Here is a 16,316-nt window from a genome sequence, read left to right as displayed (position 1 = left end):
GCCAAACGGCGTAACAGAAATGGTCGCGGCTCTAATCGCCACTGGATGACAGTTCAGTGGCAGGTCAATACCGAAGACCAGATGGAATCCGATTCGTTTGATGCTCTGAAGCCCGTCTATCTGCTCCTCAAAGGATCCGACTGGCGAATTCGCGGTTGCGTGCGTCTTCTGCCCAGCACCGGACCCACAATGTTGCGCGACACGTTCCCGGTGCTGCTGGGTGCTGACGTCGTGCCCTCGACCACCGACATATGGGAGAGCAGTCGTTTCGCGCTCGATCTTCCTCCGTCGGCGCCCAAGGCTGCGGGCGGGCTGGCCCAGGCGACCTACGAGCTCTTCGCGGGCATGATCGAGTTCGGCTTGGCCAAGGATCTGACCCGGATAGTAACGGTGACGGATACGCGCATGGAGCGGATCCTCCGCCTGGCTACGTGGCCATTGTCGCGCATCGGAGAACCCAAATGCGTCGGCAAAACGGAGGCGGTGGCTGGGTTTCTCGAGATTTCCCACGCGAGCCTTTTGCGCATCCGCAGCAGGGGACGTCTGATTGGACCGGTACTGTGGCAACCGGTTCTAGGCCCGTCGGCATAGCGCCATAGTGGACACCTGAGCCATGAAGGATGCTGGTCTGTCCAAGGAAGCGACGGTCGGCCTTGTATGCTGGCCGGACTGGCGTCGCCACGACGCTTACCACTATGCTAGACGATTGCCACGCACTGGCTGGGCCTGGGAGTTTCTTCGGCGCAATCCACAATTCCAGCGCGACCACGCCAAAATGGCACCGTCCGCCTGCATTGTCGGACCCCAAGGCGACATGCAGATAATCGAGTTGACGACAGGATCAGCTCTCCTAAGACAATGGAGCCTTCTTTTTCGCCGACGCGCCACTTTCGGACGCTACATCGGCGAGGGTCTTTTGGGATCCGCGCGATTGCGCCTGTATTCTACGAGCGGCCGCGGAGCCGCTTGGGCTCGACCACGATTTTGAACCGCTTCACCTTTCTTCGCTCTCATGCTGCAAGGACATCCTGCTGACAGCTGCGGGCGTGCAGCACGTGCTGCTGAGGGAGAACTGCCGGAGTCTGCAGATCGCCGTTTCCGGTGCGTCCGTCCTCCGCCCGTTGCGGCTATATGTCGACGCGATCGTTCAGCCGCAGCACCTCAAGTTCCATGTCGCTGCCCTTCAGTTCTTGAACCACGTCAATGGTTGCGCCCGCCTGTCAGCTGCTTGCTTTCCGCCGGAACACCGCGGAGCGCGTCTGCGTATCGTACTCCAGGCTTTGGATGGCTCGCTTGCCGGAGCATCTCATCAGGAGGTCGCCATTGCCTTGTTCGGGACACGCCGCGTCGAAGAAGATTGGCGTCATCCAGGTGGCCATCTTCGCGATCAGGTACGTCGCGCCATCCAACGTGGCCGCTACCTGATGGGCGGCGGCTACAGACAGTTCCTGAGGTAATTGGGGCGGTTGCGATTGTCTTATTCGAAACGCGCAACCTCCATTTCTGAGTGCAATTGTGCGTTGCACAAAACGTGGCAAGCGCCTAGTTCTTCCGCGGCGAAGCACTGGGACCCAACCTTCGTCGATGAGTGCATTCATGCCTTGAGGATCCCGATGACCGTTATGAACCCCGACAAAGCCGGCGCGGCAAGCCTTGAGACGATCGCGCGAAACGGCAGCATGCTGCGTCGCATAGCCGTACGCATTCCGACCTACCTGTCGGATATTCGCGAGAACCCGGCGTGGCTGCCCATGTTCATGTTGGCGCGCACCATGCCGGCACGGAGAATGCACTGGCGTGGTGCAAAGCCGGTCCGAAGGTCGCAAAGAGCCCAGGACACGATGTTTGCCGGTATCAATTGCCAGGACGTTGTCGACGCGCTGCGGATGGATGGGCTTTTTCCCGGCCTCGTCCTGCCAACAATGGTGGCTGAAGATGTAGCCGCATTCGCCAGGTGCACACCTTGTTTCGGCACGAATTCATGCCGGCGGAGCATGCGGAGGCTGAGGCGCGGTTTGGCCGTCCGTTGCTCAGCGGTCATTATTTCGAGCGCATTCTGGGCTGTAACTCGGCCGTTGCCATCCAAAACGATCCGCTGCTCATGGATATTGCCGCGCACTATCTCGGCGGCCAGGCGACGCTGATCACAACGCGCGTCTGGTGGAGCTTCCCGACCGGCCAGGCGTCGGACGCCGACAAGAACCTGGCTTCGCTCGGCAAATACCACTTCGATCTGGACGACTGGCGGATGCTGAAGTTCTTTTTCTATCTGGTGCCCGTCGACGAGGGGACCGGCCCGCATGTCTATGTCCGCGGCAGCCATGATCGCCGCGCCCTCAAGCACCAACTTACGCTTGTCGTCGGCCATCCCGCGCAAGAGATTCTGGACGTGTACGGCAAGCAGAGCCCGGTCACGCTGACCGGCGAGGCCGGTTTCGGTTTCGTCGAGGATCCGTTGGGTTCCATATGGGCACCGTGCCGGCGCACAGGCCACGGCTGATGATGGAAGTTGGCTTCGGGGTTTCTCCTCCATCACGCCGCCGCTTCCATGGCCTGATTTCGAAAAGTCCCGAAACAGCCTTCCCGTGAGGCAAGATAAGGCTATGCCGCCAATCGATCTGTTCGGCGCCCAAAGCGGTTGTCCGCACATGCCTTGAACTGGGCTGGTGCAATGAGTCTCGCCATTGCTCCAACCAGCGCATGAATGCCTGCTTAATCGAGGTTAGATGGCAGTGCGCCCCAAGATCCTCGGAAGGTGGTGCACAGCCGTATCGTGCTTCGGAATCCTGAATGGATGCGAGGGGCGGTTTCCCTGGGGCGGCGCATGCAGCGGTGCCGGCATGACAGCTTCGTCTTGGATCTGATGCTCGGCAACGTCGGCGGTGAAGGCTCTGTTTAGGCGGCTTACCCGGACATGGCCTCAATGCAGGAGATCGGCCATCTCCCTGTTCGAGCACATTCATTGGCGATCAGGCGCCTGCGGCCAAGGCAGTTGGCTGATTAGCCGAGCGTATTCGGCTTCAGCCCTGCCATACGACCCGTCAGCCAGCGCAATCAGACGCGTGCGATCAAGGATAACGACCTCTCCTCGCATCGATCGTATCAGACCTTGCCCCTCTAACATTTGCAGCGCTATGGTGACGCCGGGCCGCCTGACACCGAGCATGACTGATAAGAACTCGTGCGTAATCGCCAAGCGGTTTCCGTCGACGCGATCATCACACATCACCAGCCATCTTGAGAGCCTATCGACGATGTTCATCCGGGCATTGCTGAGCGCGGTGAAGCTTGCCTGGAGGTGAAAGTAGTGAACGTAGCGGAGCAGAAAAGTTCGCAGGGTTGGGCTTGTCAAAAGCGCCTTGGTGAAGAGGCCCGCGTCGATAACAAAGGCGCGGGCTTCTAATTGCACGTAACAATCGTGCGTTGATCGGTCATCGCCCATGATAAGCGCTGAGCCGGTCATGCCCTCACAACCAATGATTCCGATCTCAGCTTCAATACCAGGCCGCAGTTCGCCCACCACTGACCCGAGACCGCTCTCGAAGAAGTACACGGTTCTGATTGGTGACCCCGCCACTTCGAGATGCGTCTTCAGTCCAAGGGAGACGCTTTCCAAGTGAGGTTGCAGCAATGCCAAATCTGCCGAGCACATTCGAAGCAGCAGCGAATTGCGATAGATGGAATTTTGGCGGGTGTCGCGTTGCGCGGCAGTGTGAGTTTGTGAACTGGAGTCTGTCATAGCTCCCTCTCCCTATTGGGGCGGAAGCATGTTGATCGCTCACAGCCGACGGACGCCCTTAGAGTTGCCGTCGATGGCACACTGTATGCCTGCGAACCCCGGATGTCCCATTTTTTTGATTAACTGCCTTGACCGGCGCGAGCCAAGGTTTGGCGCGCCCGCGCTAATACGGCATTCAGATACCCAGACCTTACGGAGGCCTCACCGCACAGGGCGGTGCGCACTCCGGCTCGACGACGGCTGTCGAAATCAGACTGCTGTGGATGCACCACCATTGACCGGTACTAGGATTCTCGACTTCGCCGATAAGCTCGTCTGTACAGCAAGCGGCCTTCCTGCCTATCCCAATATCAAAAGTCAAACCCGCCGCAGATGCATATGCCTGGCAGCATGTGTCGGTCTTTGGCCACGCATCTGCGACACCGAAATCAAGTAGCCCGCCATGGCGCGACCCTCAATCTTCCACTTCAGGGAGCCTGCCCTGCCATTCAAGGTCAGTCAGCACTTCGGCCTCCACAGTCATATTTTCCGCGAATTCACCGGCATGTTCGGCGAGAAGCTTTCTCGCCGCGACGACCGCTGAACGCTTTCCTTCGCACTTCTCGTGGAACCTGGCTACGCTCTGGCCTACGTGGTCGCCGTTCCATTTTATTACGCCCACTATGGCATACCAGACGCCTTTCCCGGTCCTGCGACGTCGCAGAATTTCGAGTCGCTGATCTGCCAACTGGGCGATGGCTTGGTAGAGAAGTTCGTGCTCCGGGCGGTCGGCACCTCTCGAACGAGCCTCATGGGCAAAGCCCTTCAGGCTAGGCTCCTTAAGTTCAGCTACTGCGTGCGAAATCTTCCACAGATTGCGGTAGCCTCGTCGAGTGCGTGCCGAGCATCATAGGTAAGCGGCGGTCGCTTCACCGAAACCCCCTGCGCGGATCTCATCTTGTCCGACTTCACCTTCGGCCAGATGTCTGCGGCAATCCTGTCGAGTTCGGCCTTGCCCACTACCCAGCGGTGCTCCTCCTCAGCCCTCTTCTTGGAGAGCTTTGGCTGAAGTGCCACCACCGTTCCCTTGTTGTCGGAATCATTGAAGGTGGCGCTCATAATGTCGCTAGTCGACCGTGTGAGGCCCTTTCGGATATCGCCCGCAGCATCGAAAACCCAATAGGCTCCTTGGGCATCTAGAATCCGATTCGGCGCGGTGCCTTCGTTCTCAACTATCACCGAGACGACCCGCTGGCGTGTGCCGGCGTATTGCGGGAGAGCGTCCTTTCCGAAGATCATTCCCTCTACAAGCCGCCGCGATAGCCGCAGAGGTTCGCTGTTCTCCGGGAATATGTAGTGACGACTGGACACCCGGCTTCGCTCCTTCGATCGCCGAAACGCGATGGCACATTCATGGTAGGCGGCTGTCTAAAGATTGCAGTATCAAAACTCATTGGCAGCATTTGATCAACTATCGCTCACGCTGCTGGATACGAGCAGCTGTCGCACTTCGCCGGAGACAAATAAGTCAACCGCGAATTGACTGTGAGAGGGATGAGTCCCAATTGGGTGATGCCTGACACTGGTGGAAGGCGAAACTGCGGGCGACTGGAAGCTCAGCAATGCCCATGAAATTGGGCAGCTGGTGCTGGTCCGGCGCTATGACGTCAGACGATGGTATCTGCCGAATGACCTGGGGAACCTTCGGGGACATCGAGGCCGACGTGGTCGGAAGCAAAATGAGTTACAGGCGGTGCGGCAGGAACGAGTATATGCAAGCTGAGACGCCTGTCGCCGTCGCCGCGTTCTAGGCCGACGTTCTCCGCATTCCGAGGCCTGGTGAGCGATACGGGTGCGCCTGAGTGTCAATGGCGCATTTAGCAAAGGCCCTGGCACATGATTCACCGCCGTGCGAGCTGATCGAAACTGGTTTGCTGGATTGCATCGTAATAGCGCCGCCCACCAGAAAACATTTTTCTATCGTTTGCGGTTAGGGCCGCATGGCGCGCTTGTCGGACGCAACAACCCAGCTTGGGCAATAGGCAGCTGGCAATCCACACCGTACTCCCTACTGCAATCCCTAGCCCCGAACGAGACCGCCATGCCGTCACCTCCCGATTTCGCCGACGATTTTCGGGCCGGGCTGATCACGCTGCTGCGCTGGCGCAGGGATGTGCGGCGCTTCGAGCCGACGGCTCTGCCGGAGGGCAAGCTGGAACGGCTGCTCGAGCTCGCCAGCATTGCGCCCTGCGTTGGCCTCAGCCAGCCCTTGCGCTGCAATGCCGAGGCGCTCACGTGCTTTTCGGGAGAGCGCGCTGCACTCTATGCCCGGCTGAAGCTTGCCGGTCTCGACGAGGCGCCCTGTCAGTTCGCGGTTTTCGCCGACCGCACGACCGGACAAGGCCTTGGGCTCGGTCGCATAACCATGCCGGCGACCATCGACTATTCGGCCGTCATGGCGGTGCACACACTGTGGCTAGCGGCGCGGGCGGAAGGCATCGGCATGGGCTGGGTGTCGATCCTCGATGCGACCGAGATGGCCGAGATTCTCGACACGCCGCCCGAGTGGACGCTGATCGGTTATTTCTGCCTCGGCTAGCCTACGAGGAGCACGACATGCCCACCTTGGAACGCGAAGGCTGGGAACATCGGCGGCCGCCGGTGGTGATCAGGCGGTAGGGGGGTTGCCCATCACTTCGTCTCTTCCCTGGCGATGAGCTTGACGCAGATCGGGTCGCCCTTCGCCATCGGGGTACATTGCCATTCCGGACCGAAGCCGAAGTTCGTGTTCTTGCCAAGGCCAGGAAAGAGCACTGACAAACCGGACCGCAGCGAAGATGGCGCTGGCGGCAACCGGGCTGAAGCCGGGCATGGAGGTGGTCGACCTCTGCTGCGGCGACGGCTGTGCCGATCGCCACGGTCGCCCGCCATGTCGTCGCCATAGACATCGACGCCGACCAGCTGGAGGCCACGCAGCGCCGCTACCGGCGCCGGCGTGACCAATTGCGAATTCGTCGCCGGCGACGCCTATGAACTCGCTACTCTGGTGTCACGCCCCGTCGACCTCGTCTTCATGGCCAACGCTTTCCATGGCGTCCCGGACCGACCGCGGCTGGCACGTGCCGTGCGCGAGGCGCTCGCCCCCGGCGGGCATTATGCCATCGTCAACTGACACCGGCGCCGCGCAGACGACGACGGTCCTGGGCGAGCCGCGCGGCCCGCGAAGCGAACTCAGGCTGTCGCCGAGACAGACCATCGCCGATGCCGAAGTCGGCGGCACAATGCTTCTACATGCCGGACTGCCTGACTAGGGCTCGCAGGCCGGTCGTCCGTCCACTGTCCAAGGCCTGCTGGCCGTTTCTGAGGCCGTGATCCTGCCGCGGGTGAGTCTGCGATTGTCATAAGAGCGTCAGGCGCGAATAGAACTTTAGGTCCCCACAGCAGCCGACCTATCCATGGGGCGGATGGTAGTGATCACTACAATCAATTGTACCAATATCATGGAATACTACTACAAGGCCGCCACTTAAAGCGGCCGGATGGGTATCCGTCTCGCGTGGGCTGATGCTGCCCGCAAAAATGCGGAGACGAACATGTGCGGGATTGTTGGCATCGTTGGGCAACAGCCGGTGTCGGATCGGTTGATCGGCGCGTTGAAGGGTTTGGAATATCGCGGCTATGATTCCGCCGGCGTTGCGACGATCATCGACGGTGCCTTGCACCGCCGGCGCGCCGAGGGCAAGCTCGTCAATCTCGAGAGGCGACTGAAGGAAGAGCCGCTGAGCGGCAAAGTCGGCATCGGCCACACGCGTTGGGCAACCCACGGGGCCTCGACGGAACGCAATGCGCACCCGCACTTTACCGACGGTGTCGCCGTCGTCCATAACGGCATCATCGAGAATTTCACCGAGCTGAAGGAGGAATTGGCGGCGGATGGCGCCGAGTTCCAGACCGACACCGACACCGAGGTCGTTGGGCATCTCTTGGCAAGATACCGCCGCGAGGGCATGAGGCCGCAAGAGGCCACGCGTGCCATGCTGAAACGCGTCAGGGGCGCCTATGCGCTTGCCATCCTCTTCGAAGATGAACCGTCGACCATCACGGCGGCGCGCAACGGACCACCGCTGGCGATCGGTCACGGCGACGGCGAGATGTTCCTGGGCTCCGACGCGATCGCTCTTGCGCCCTTCACCAATGAAATTACCTATCTCATGGACGGCGACTGGGCCATTGTCGGCAATTCGGGCGCCCATATCTTCGATATCGACGGCCATCCCGTCGAGCGTCCGTGCCATATCTCCACGGCCGCGGCCGATCTGGCCAACAAGGGCAGCCATCGCCACTTCATGGAGAAGGAAATATACGAGCAGCCCGAGGTCATCGCCCATGCTCTTCGTCATTACATCAAAATCATAGAGGGTCGCGACATGGTTCCTGGCATCGATTTCGCCAAGGTTCCGAGCTTGGCGATCTCTGCCTGCGGGACCGCCTATCTCGCCGGACTGATCGGAAAATACTGGTTCGAGCGCTATGCGCGCCTGACGGTTGAAATCGACGTTGCGTCTGAATTCCGTTACCGCGAGATCCCTTTGCCGCCGCAGTCCGCGGCTCTTTTCATTTCGCAATCCGGCGAAACCGCCGATACGCTTGCATCGTTGAGGTACTGCAAGGAGCGTGGGCTGAAAATTGGCGCTATCGTCAATGCCTGCGAATCGACCATCGCTCGGGAGGCCGATACGGTCTTCCCGATCCTTGCCGGACCGGAGATCGGCGTCGCCTCTACCAAGGCTTTTACCTGCCAGCTTGCCGTTCTAGCCGCACTCGCCATCAGCGCCGCCAGAGCCCGCGGGACCGTCCCCGAAGGCGAGCTGCAGGCACTCGTCAGGAGCCTCGCCGAATTGCCGCGCGTCATGGGCCAGGTACTCAACAGCATCCAGCCGGAGATCGAGTTCTTGTCGCGTGAACTGTCAAAGTGTCGTGACGTCCTGTATCTCGGCCGTGGCACCAGTTTCCCGCTAGCGATGGAAGGAGCGCTGAAGCTCAAGGAGATTTCCTACATCCATGCCGAAGGCTATGCAGCGGGTGAATTGAAGCACGGGCCAATCGCATTGATAGACGAGAACATGCCGGTGATCGTCATCGCGCCCCATGACCGCTTTTTCGACAAGACCGTCTCCAACATGCAGGAAGTGGCTGCCCGTGGAGGGCGGATTATACTCATCACCGATAAAAATGGGGCAGCCGCATCGAAACTCGACACCATGCACACGCTCGTGCTGCCGGTAGTCGACGAGATTATCGCGCCAATGATCTTCTCGCTGCCGATACAGCTTCTTGCCTACCACACGGCGCTCTTCATGGGGACAGATGTAGACCAGCCGCGCAATCTCGCAAAATCGGTCACGGTCGAATGATTGTGAACCTGTACAGATGGCGAAGCTCTCGATGGAAAGCTACCCTTTGGCTGGATCCGGATGAAAACCAGATGACCAGTGTTTGCTGGAATTTGGAATCCCTTTTTTCGGCCGGTCGATCGGGGCACAGGGCGATCGAGCTTCCTAGAGCCGACGTCAGCACGCAGCCGGGGGCTTTCAAGAGTGGGTCTTTCGCTCCCCCGCCGGTGGAGATTGGCCGAAGGAAGCAGTGTCCGTACCGGGAGTTCGAGTTGGTGTTCAGAGTTCCAGGGCCCCCTCCTGAGATGGCCTGATCGGCTGTAGCGCATCCGACCTGCGATCCTTCGCGAATAATTCTCGCCGTTGGCTTTCTTGATTAGAAGGAGGTGAGCCGCCATATTCCGACCCAGCTCCTAATTCAGGCGGCCCATTCCATGGATGAGGCCGGTCCGGCTGAATGGACGTCCATTTTTTGATTTGCTTGGTCTGCGCCGCCGGGGGGGTATCTCCCGAGGGAGCTCCCATGTTCTTGGAGATGTTTATGAACGATTCGCGCATTCCCGAACCAGTCTTGACGGCTATGTCGCAGGGGACCCACATCGTCCGCGCTTATCGTGAGCACCTTGGGTATTCGATCGAGGACCTGACGGTCGCGAGCGGGCTTGCCGCTGAGGAAATTCAAAACATCGAGCGAGGTCTGAGGTACAACAAGGGATATCGGGATCGGATAGCGAGATCGCTTTCCATACCTGTGGGAATCCTTGAGGCAGAGTCGCACATTTCGGACGCCGCCTGATCGGATGATCCGCAATGGGTGGACTACCGCTCTTGTGATGTGAAGCTTGCGGCTGATTGTAGACGCTGATTCCGTTGGGATGCCTCTGGCGCAGTACCGCCAAGAGAATCTCGTCAACTTTCCGATGCAGGAACCCTTCACATGGGCTCGCGAACAACAAGGCGATGTAGCCGCCCGGAGTGCTACGAAACGTGCACGAGGGCATCGGCTCGCGACGAAGGATTGTAACGGCGAACTCTTGGTGGTTCGGCGAGGCGATGCTGGCGCTTGAGCATCAACTCGGCCTACGAGAGTGGCTACTCCTAGGCTGAATCGGCCAACATGGCCGGCATCGCGCCGCTCTGAAAATAACATGGCGGGCATCCTGACGTTTCCGGGTTGACTATGGGTGTTCGAACCACGAAAAGGGGCCGCTCTTCGTGAGTGGCGTGCGCCGGCAGTCTAACCCCAAGCCCCCCCGCCCAGGCTGCCGGCGCGCTTCTAGAAAGATCGAGGTAGGCACTCGCTGCGCTCTGCCCGCCGACACCTTGTGCTTCCTCCAGCGAGTCCAGCGGACCACCATGGATGTTGCCAGTTCTGGTGCTTACCCACGTCCATTTGCGATCTCGGGTCATTGAGAGTACCGCAAGCACCCTCTCTGCTGGATGGCAACGCGGCTCGCGCCGCCCGTATGCAGCGCAAGCTCCATGCATGAGGTCGTCCCTTCAAAATACTTGATGCAGTTGCGCTTGCGTAGCTCCTTGCATGCGCTCGATGCCAGGAGGAGACCTCTGTCTACGCTCGCATCGATGCAACGCCGTTGATCACCATCATCGCGGCGACCGCTTCGCGGGGGCCGCAGCCGTTTTGGAGCATGACGATCATGCCGGCGCCATCGCAGTGACGCACATGCAAAATTCACAGATGCATTCTCGCCCAATGCTAGGTGCCCAGCATATGTCCGGCATCCCGCAACGCGGCTACGAAGAGACGGGCATTGCCGTTGGCATCCATCTTGGCCTGCATCGACAGGGGCATCCTGTGCCAGCTCTCCAAGGACGCAATGTAATGTGAGAACATACCGTTAACGATGCAATAGTGGGTAACTAGGCCGTGTACATCCAACGCCAGCACGCCGAATTGGCCGCCGTGATATCGGATGGCTGCGACCCGCTGGACCTGCGCGTCACCGTCGATCCGCACGTTGAAAAGCAGGCTGCCGCGGCTCCTGGTGGCTATCTCGGCGGCTTTTTCAGCGAAGCTCAACGAGANAACGCCAGCACGCCGAATTGGCCGCCGTGATATCGGATGGCTGCGACCCGCTGGACCTGCGCGTCACCGTCGATCCGCACGTCGAAAAGCAGGATTCCGCGGCTCCTGGTGGCTATCTCGGCGGCTTTTTCAGCGAAGCTCAACGAGAGCGAGCGGACGCTTTCGACTGCCATCTGTAAAACCATCAAGTTCAGTTCATCCACTGACATAAGGTACCTGTGCGCAAGACATGGGTGATTGCAATCGACCACACCGCTTGTTCACAGATGTCGGCTCATCACCGGTTATTATTCAGGGTTTGCCGGTCATCTTTGCGGCAAGCCATCCGGGCTCCTTGTACCCTGCAACCGTTGCAGTGTCGTCCCTCGGCGCTCGGAACCGCCAGGCTCTGCTCGTCGAGAACTTTGTCCGCGAGCAGCGGCCGCTTGAGCATTCCGCTGAAGCGTGACGTCTCACCAGTCCGTGTCCTTGCAGCTCACCGCGAGGGCGTTTTGCGCACCGCACGCAAGCGCACGAAACTGGTCTCCGTTCACTTCACAAAATGGTTTTCCTGAAGTACTGGAGCGCAGAGAAATCTCCGGTCGCAGCCTACCCGGTTAAAACAAGGACCCAACGATGAAGACTCTCGTCGTCTGCTCCGGCGGATTGGATTCCGTTACTCTTGCTCACAAGGTGGCAGCGGAGCACCAGCTTACCGGCCTGCTATCGTTCGATTACGGCCAACGGCATAGGAAAGAATTGGGCTTCGCCACGCTTTGCGCGGAGCGCCTGGGCGTCCCGCAGCGAATCATCGATATCCACGAGATCGGCGGCGGCCTTTCCGGCTCCGCGCTGACCGACAATGTGGACGTGCCCGACGGGCACTATGCCGAAGATACGATGAAGGTAACGGTGGTGCCCAACCGGAACGCCATCATGTTGGCCATTGCCTTCGGCCTCGCCGCAGCGCAAGACGCTGACGCGGTGGCGACGGCCGTGCATGGTGGGGATCATATTGTCTATCCCGATTGCCGTCCGGCCTTCATCGATGCTTTCCAGATGATGCAGGACCACGCGCTCGACGGCTACGCGCAGATTCGCCTTTATGCACCCTATGTGAACCTGACGAAGGCGGACATTGTTAGGGATGGAGCCACATACGGCACGCCGTTTGCGCAGACCTGGTCCTGTTACAGGGGCGCCGAGCGTCATTGCGGGAGGTGCGGGACCTGCGTCGAGCGGCGTGAGGCGTTTCACATCGCCGGGCACCCGGACCCAACCGAGTACGAGGACTCCGACTTCTGGCTCGGAGCGCTGCGAAGGACCACCGCGTAATGTTCCGCATCACCAAGGAATTCCACTTCTCAGCCTCGCATCAGCTCACCTCATTGCCACCCGATCACCAATGCGCGCGCCTGCACGGACATAACTACATCGTCGAAGTGGAGCTTTCAGCGGATGGACTGGACGATCACGGCTTCGTGCGCGACTACCACGATTTGGCGCCATTCAAACGCTACATCGACGAGAGCTTCGACCACCGACATCTCAACGACGTGCTGGGACACGAGCAAGTCACGGCGGAATATCTGGCCAGACATTTCTACGACTGGTGCAAGGCACGCTTGAGCGAAACCGCGGCCGTGCGGGTGAGCGAAACGCCGAAAACCTGGGCGGAATACCGGCCATGACCAATACGCATCCCGCAATCCGCGTTAGCGAGATTTTCGGGCCGACGATCCAGGGCGAGGGCGTGCTCATAGGTTTGCCGACGATCTTCGTCAGAACCGGCGGGTGTGACTTTCGCTGTTCCTGGTGCGACAGCCTGCATGCTGTGGACAATCAATTCCGCCATGAATGGGAGATGATGTCCGTCGGCGCGGTGTGGACAAATGTGCTTGCGCTTTCCGGTGGCCGCCCGCTTATGGTGTCGCTGTCAGGCGGCAATCCGGCCATCCAGCCGCTCGGCGCGCTCATCGACCGAGGCCATGGTGACGGTTACCGTTTTGCGCTGGAAACCCAAGGTTCGCTTGCCAGGGACTGGTTTGCGCACCTTGACGTGCTGATCCTCAGCCCAAAGCCGCCGTCAAGCCAAATGACGACAGATTGGGCCGCTGTCGAGGCGTGCCTCCAGGCGGCACAAGGCAAGCCCCAAATCGTGCTCAAGCTCATTGTTTTCGACGAAAGGGACTACGCCTACGCGAAAGACGCCGCTGCGCAATTTCCGCAACTTCCGATCTATCTGCAACCCGGCAATCACACGCCGCCACACCCGGCAAATGATGACGCGCCCGTCGACCTTGACGGAATATTGAAGCGCATAGAGTGGCTGGTTGACAGCGTGACCCGCGACAAATGGTTCGAAGCCCGCGTGCTACCGCAGCTGCACGTTATGCTCTGGGGTAACAAGAGAGCCGTCTAAGCCAGGCCCTTTCCACCTGAACTGCACCGGCATATTCGGGTGAACGGGTGGTTCAACGTTGACCGCGCTGCCGGGGTGCTTGCGGACTTCTGCCACCGGCCCAAGTGTTGTCAGCCGCTTGCACGGCACCTTGCATTCTCCTTGCAAGGTTGAAGGGAGCTGTCGCCGACAACCATGATCTGACAGGCAGGGCATGAGCGGGCGAGATCGTCGCCATGCCAAGACGCGTCTGGTCCGCTTCGAACCGTCTCGGCCGACGGTCGCCGGTCAACAGTGGAAAACGATCGCAATCGGTTCACGATCGAGTGAGAGCCATGACCGTTCCTCTGCGGTGCTCAGACTGCCGCCGAGTGCCTGGCCGTTCCAGTTTCGAAATATTTGTCGAACCTGGCCGCGATGCTTCGGACGAAAGGGCGACTTTCAGCCGGCACAACGAATCTGTCGCCATCAAGTTCAAGCAATCGAACCGGATCGTGGAGGGCCATGGAACTTGACTGAAGGAGGAGCCTCTGGCCGGCCTCGCCGAAGCGTTCCACCAGATCGATGGCCGAGAAGGCGAAGTCGCACATCAAACGTTCGATGATCCAGCCGCGAACGCGGTCGTCGTTGGAAAGTGCGATACCCCGAACAGCGGCCAGCCCGCCGTCATCAACCGTGCATCGATATTCGCTGGTCGAAGGCATGTTCTGCGCATAGCCCTGCCGAAACTGGCTGATGGACGATGGGCCTAGCCCAATCAAGGTTTCGCAGCAATCGTCGGTGTAACCCTGAAAGTTCCGGTGCAGTGTTCCGGCGCGGGCGGCAAGGGCCAGGGCATCGCCGGGTTTGGCGAAATGGTCGAGGCCGATTGCTTCGTACCCCTGGTCCACGATCGCCCGCGCCGCCAGTTGCAATTGAGCAAATCTCTCCGCGGGACCGGGCAGCCATGCCTCGTCTATCATGGTCTGATGTTTCTTGAACCACGGCACATGGGCGTAGCCAAAAAGCGCTATCCTGTCGGGTTCCAAGGTCAGCGCCTGCGCGACGGTGGAGGAGACGCTCTCCCTCGTCTGGTGCGGCAAGCCGTAGAGCAGGTCTAGATTGACCGATTCGACGCCGCGCGAACGAACACCGTCGACTACCGCTTTGGTCTGCAAAAAGCTCTGCTCGCGGTTGATTGCCTTCTGAACCTTCGGATCGAAGTCCTGGACGCCGAGGCTCGCACGGGTCGTGCCGATTTCGGCAAGCGCATCGAGGCGGGCATCGTCCATATCATTGGGTTCGATTTCAACGCTGATCTTGGCGCCGGGAAGAAAGGCGAAGCTGTTGCGCAGGACGCTTCCCAGCGCCACAATATCCTCAGGTTCCAGCATCGTCGGGGAACCGCCGCCGAAATGAACCGCGCGAACTCGGCCCTTGCCGGTAACAAGGCCGCCAACCGTGGCGATCTCCGCATACAGCGAGCGCAGATAAGCGGCCACCGGCTCGTAGTGGCGGGTCTGTTTGGTATGGCACGCGCAGAACCAGCAGAGCCTGTCGCAATAGGGAATATGCAGGTAAAGCGATATCTCGTCACCACCTTCGAGCGCCTCCAACCAGCCTCGGTAAACGACGGCATCGACGCCCGCATGGAAATGGGGCGCAGTCGGATAACTGGTATAGCGCGGGACGTTCTCGCCAAGTCTGGCAGCTAGCTTTTGTCGCATGTCGTGGTCCACCGTGTTTGCGTCGCCCGAACTGTGGATGCTTGGATGAGCCTAAGCCCTGATTTCGATCAACCTTCAGCACGGACAAACTGCCGCAAGGATTTTTCTACCGTGGATTGCTATCCTGCCCGCACTGGACCGGTAGAGCGATCGAATGACATTACGGCAGGATATTCACAGTTCCGGCATTCCCGTTCTTTGCCTGCCTTGCGAGGCACGGCGCCGCGGTGTCTGTGGCGCGCTCGAGCCAGACGATTTGGCTCAGCTCGCCAAGACGTCGTCGCGGCACAATATCGAGCCGGGGGTCGAACTGATCGGCGACGCCGAGGCGGTCGACTGTTATTCAAACGTGCTTTCAGGCGTGGTGAAGCTCACGAAGAGCCTTTCGGACGGCCGCCAGCAGATCGTCGGTCTCCAGTTCGCGCCGGATTTTCTGGGACGGCCCTTCAAGATGAAAAGTGCGATCAATGCGGAAGCGGCAACAGCTGTCTCGCTATGCTCGTTTCCGAGAGCGGCCATCGAACGGATGATGAAGCAGTCACCCGAATTTGTGCATCGCCTGCTCAAGCAGGCGCTGAACGAACTTGACGAGGCCCGCGAATGGATGGTGACTCTGGGGCGCAAGACCGCACCAGAGAAGGTGGCGAGCTTTCTCCTCATGATTGCCCGGAACATCGACTCCAATGTTGACCCGGCGGCTAGGTCGGCGTGCTTCGAGCTGCCGATGACGCGTGCCGACATCTCTGATTTCCTTGGAATCACTAACGAGACCGTGAGCCGTCAGCTGACCAGCCTGAGAATGGACGGCGTGATTCGGATCGAGAACAACCGCCGCGTCACCGTGGACAGCATGAGCCGGCTGGAACGGCGCTGCGGCGGCCGAGGCGCAATAGCCGTTTGAATGACACGAAGCTGCATGGCCCACGCCACTTACTTCATTCGGGGCAGGGCATGCTCGCGTTGGGCTCAGAAGACATCGCGTAGCGACAGCCCGTTCTAATTCCGATCGTATACGCCAGTTGCGTTTGGGCTCGTCGGCGAAGCATCCACACTTGGCCGAAGTCAATATGCC

General features: G+C 59.8%; 16 protein-coding genes and 1 pseudogene. 13 read left to right on the top strand and 4 right to left on the bottom strand.

Going from position 1 to position 16,316, the window contains the following annotated elements; genetic code table 11:
* The 3 genes and pseudogenes from X735_RS161210 to X735_RS01000000165540 all read left to right on the top strand — a co-directional run.
* Nucleotides 1–591: acyl-homoserine-lactone synthase (locus tag X735_RS161210; RefSeq protein WP_050592645.1), on the top strand; the 591-nt coding region annotated here is incomplete at its 5' end.
* 464 nt (nucleotides 592–1,055) lie between these two features.
* Nucleotides 1,056–1,457, top strand: coding sequence for a DUF2285 domain-containing protein (locus X735_RS161215; protein ID WP_245264243.1), 402 nt, complete (start codon nucleotides 1,056–1,058; stop codon nucleotides 1,455–1,457).
* Nucleotides 1,458–1,613: 156 nt separating this feature from the next.
* Nucleotides 1,614–2,589 (top strand): annotated as a pseudogene (locus X735_RS01000000165540) (hypothetical protein).
* A 370-nt stretch (nucleotides 2,590–2,959) separates the two neighbouring features.
* Here X735_RS01000000165540 and X735_RS161220 read toward each other — a convergent pair.
* Nucleotides 2,960–3,739, bottom strand: a complete 780-nt coding sequence (locus tag X735_RS161220; RefSeq protein ID WP_023766597.1) for a Crp/Fnr family transcriptional regulator — start codon at nucleotides 3,737–3,739, stop codon at nucleotides 2,960–2,962.
* A gap of 442 nt (nucleotides 3,740–4,181) precedes the next feature.
* On the opposite strand from X735_RS161220, the gene X735_RS1000000168590 reads away from it, so the two are divergent.
* Entirely contained in the window at nucleotides 4,182–4,322 is a 141-nt protein-coding gene (locus X735_RS1000000168590; RefSeq protein ID WP_155930549.1) for a hypothetical protein, read from the top strand.
* A 245-nt stretch (nucleotides 4,323–4,567) separates the two neighbouring features.
* Here X735_RS1000000168590 and X735_RS161230 read toward each other — a convergent pair whose 3' ends face one another.
* Complete coding sequence (locus tag X735_RS161230; RefSeq protein ID WP_155930548.1) at nucleotides 4,568–5,089, bottom strand: hypothetical protein; 522 nt, start codon at nucleotides 5,087–5,089, stop codon at nucleotides 4,568–4,570.
* 730 nt (nucleotides 5,090–5,819) lie between these two features.
* Between X735_RS161230 and X735_RS01000000165535 the strand changes: the two genes are divergently transcribed.
* The 5 genes from X735_RS01000000165535 to X735_RS161240 all read left to right on the top strand — a co-directional run bounded on the left by X735_RS01000000165535 (nucleotide 5,820) and on the right by X735_RS161240 (nucleotide 9,907).
* Entirely contained in the window at nucleotides 5,820–6,317 is a 498-nt protein-coding gene (locus tag X735_RS01000000165535; RefSeq protein WP_245273067.1) for a nitroreductase family protein, read from the top strand.
* Nucleotides 6,318–6,713: 396 nt separating this feature from the next.
* Nucleotides 6,714–6,890, top strand: a complete 177-nt coding sequence (locus tag X735_RS1000000169620) for a class I SAM-dependent methyltransferase (RefSeq protein ID WP_023762808.1) — start codon at nucleotides 6,714–6,716, stop codon at nucleotides 6,888–6,890.
* Nucleotides 6,874–7,029 (top strand): hypothetical protein, encoded by a 156-nt coding sequence (locus tag X735_RS1000000169615; RefSeq protein WP_023809321.1) that lies wholly within the window; start codon nucleotides 6,874–6,876, stop codon nucleotides 7,027–7,029. Before X735_RS1000000169620 ends, X735_RS1000000169615 begins: the two co-directional genes overlap by 17 nt.
* Before the next feature lie 282 nt (nucleotides 7,030–7,311).
* Nucleotides 7,312–9,132 (top strand): glutamine--fructose-6-phosphate transaminase (isomerizing), encoded by a 1,821-nt coding sequence (gene glmS / locus X735_RS161235; RefSeq protein ID WP_023809320.1) that lies wholly within the window; start codon nucleotides 7,312–7,314, stop codon nucleotides 9,130–9,132.
* Between the two features lie 520 nt (nucleotides 9,133–9,652).
* Nucleotides 9,653–9,907, top strand: coding sequence for a helix-turn-helix domain-containing protein (locus X735_RS161240; protein WP_023735822.1), 255 nt, complete (start codon nucleotides 9,653–9,655; stop codon nucleotides 9,905–9,907).
* Nucleotides 9,908–10,828: 921 nt separating this feature from the next.
* On the opposite strand, the gene X735_RS161245 is transcribed toward X735_RS161240, so the two are convergent.
* Nucleotides 10,829–11,152 carry a hypothetical protein gene (locus X735_RS161245; RefSeq protein WP_023809318.1) on the bottom strand — a complete coding sequence of 108 codons (324 nt, stop codon included), beginning with the start codon at nucleotides 11,150–11,152 and terminating at the stop codon, nucleotides 10,829–10,831.
* A 621-nt stretch (nucleotides 11,153–11,773) separates the two neighbouring features.
* Here X735_RS161245 and queC point away from each other — a divergent pair.
* Genes queC through queE form a run of 3 tightly spaced genes read left to right on the top strand, consistent with a single transcriptional unit; the run spans nucleotide 11,774 to nucleotide 13,559 of the window.
* Nucleotides 11,774–12,472 (top strand): 7-cyano-7-deazaguanine synthase QueC, encoded by a 699-nt coding sequence (gene queC / locus X735_RS161255; protein WP_023809316.1) that lies wholly within the window; start codon nucleotides 11,774–11,776, stop codon nucleotides 12,470–12,472.
* A complete protein-coding gene (queD, locus tag X735_RS161260) occupies nucleotides 12,472–12,828 on the top strand; it encodes a 6-carboxytetrahydropterin synthase QueD (protein ID WP_023673552.1) in 357 nt (118 codons plus the stop codon). The genes queC and queD overlap by 1 nt, the downstream gene beginning before the upstream one ends.
* Entirely contained in the window at nucleotides 12,825–13,559 is a 735-nt protein-coding gene (gene queE, locus X735_RS161265) for a 7-carboxy-7-deazaguanine synthase QueE (protein WP_023809315.1), read from the top strand. The genes queD and queE overlap by 4 nt, the downstream gene beginning before the upstream one ends.
* A 335-nt stretch (nucleotides 13,560–13,894) precedes the next feature.
* Here queE and hemN read toward each other — a convergent pair whose 3' ends face one another.
* Nucleotides 13,895–15,244: an oxygen-independent coproporphyrinogen III oxidase gene (gene hemN, locus X735_RS161270; RefSeq protein ID WP_023766605.1), complete on the bottom strand. Its 1,350-nt coding sequence runs from the start codon at nucleotides 15,242–15,244 to the stop codon at nucleotides 13,895–13,897.
* A gap of 154 nt (nucleotides 15,245–15,398) precedes the next feature.
* Between hemN and X735_RS161275 the strand changes: the two genes are divergently transcribed.
* Complete coding sequence (locus X735_RS161275) at nucleotides 15,399–16,145, top strand: Crp/Fnr family transcriptional regulator (protein ID WP_023766606.1); 747 nt, start codon at nucleotides 15,399–15,401, stop codon at nucleotides 16,143–16,145.
* The last annotated feature ends 171 nt before the right edge of the window (nucleotides 16,146–16,316 follow it).

Source organism: Mesorhizobium sp. L2C084A000 (assembly GCF_000502875.1).
Taxonomy (GTDB): domain Bacteria; phylum Pseudomonadota; class Alphaproteobacteria; order Rhizobiales; family Rhizobiaceae; genus Mesorhizobium.
The sequence above is the reverse complement of the archived record's forward strand: the minus strand, read 5'-3'. Positions and strand labels throughout refer to the sequence as shown.

Coding starts and splice junctions, on each gene's coding strand:
- X735_RS161220 (WP_023766597.1), bottom strand. CDS start 3,739: ATGACAGACTCCAGTTCACAAACTCACACTGCCGCGCAACGCGACACC.
- X735_RS1000000168590 (WP_155930549.1), top strand. CDS start 4,182: ATGGCGCGACCCTCAATCTTCCACTTCAGGGAGCCTGCCCTGCCATTC.
- X735_RS01000000165535 (WP_245273067.1), top strand. CDS start 5,820: ATGCCGTCACCTCCCGATTTCGCCGACGATTTTCGGGCCGGGCTGATC.
- X735_RS1000000169615 (WP_023809321.1), top strand. CDS start 6,874: ATGCCATCGTCAACTGACACCGGCGCCGCGCAGACGACGACGGTCCTG.
- glmS (WP_023809320.1), top strand. CDS start 7,312: ATGTGCGGGATTGTTGGCATCGTTGGGCAACAGCCGGTGTCGGATCGG.
- X735_RS161240 (WP_023735822.1), top strand. CDS start 9,653: ATGAACGATTCGCGCATTCCCGAACCAGTCTTGACGGCTATGTCGCAG.
- queC (WP_023809316.1), top strand. CDS start 11,774: ATGAAGACTCTCGTCGTCTGCTCCGGCGGATTGGATTCCGTTACTCTT.
- queD (WP_023673552.1), top strand. CDS start 12,472: ATGTTCCGCATCACCAAGGAATTCCACTTCTCAGCCTCGCATCAGCTC.
- queE (WP_023809315.1), top strand. CDS start 12,825: ATGACCAATACGCATCCCGCAATCCGCGTTAGCGAGATTTTCGGGCCG.
- hemN (WP_023766605.1), bottom strand. CDS start 15,244: ATGCGACAAAAGCTAGCTGCCAGACTTGGCGAGAACGTCCCGCGCTAT.
- X735_RS161275 (WP_023766606.1), top strand. CDS start 15,399: ATGACATTACGGCAGGATATTCACAGTTCCGGCATTCCCGTTCTTTGC.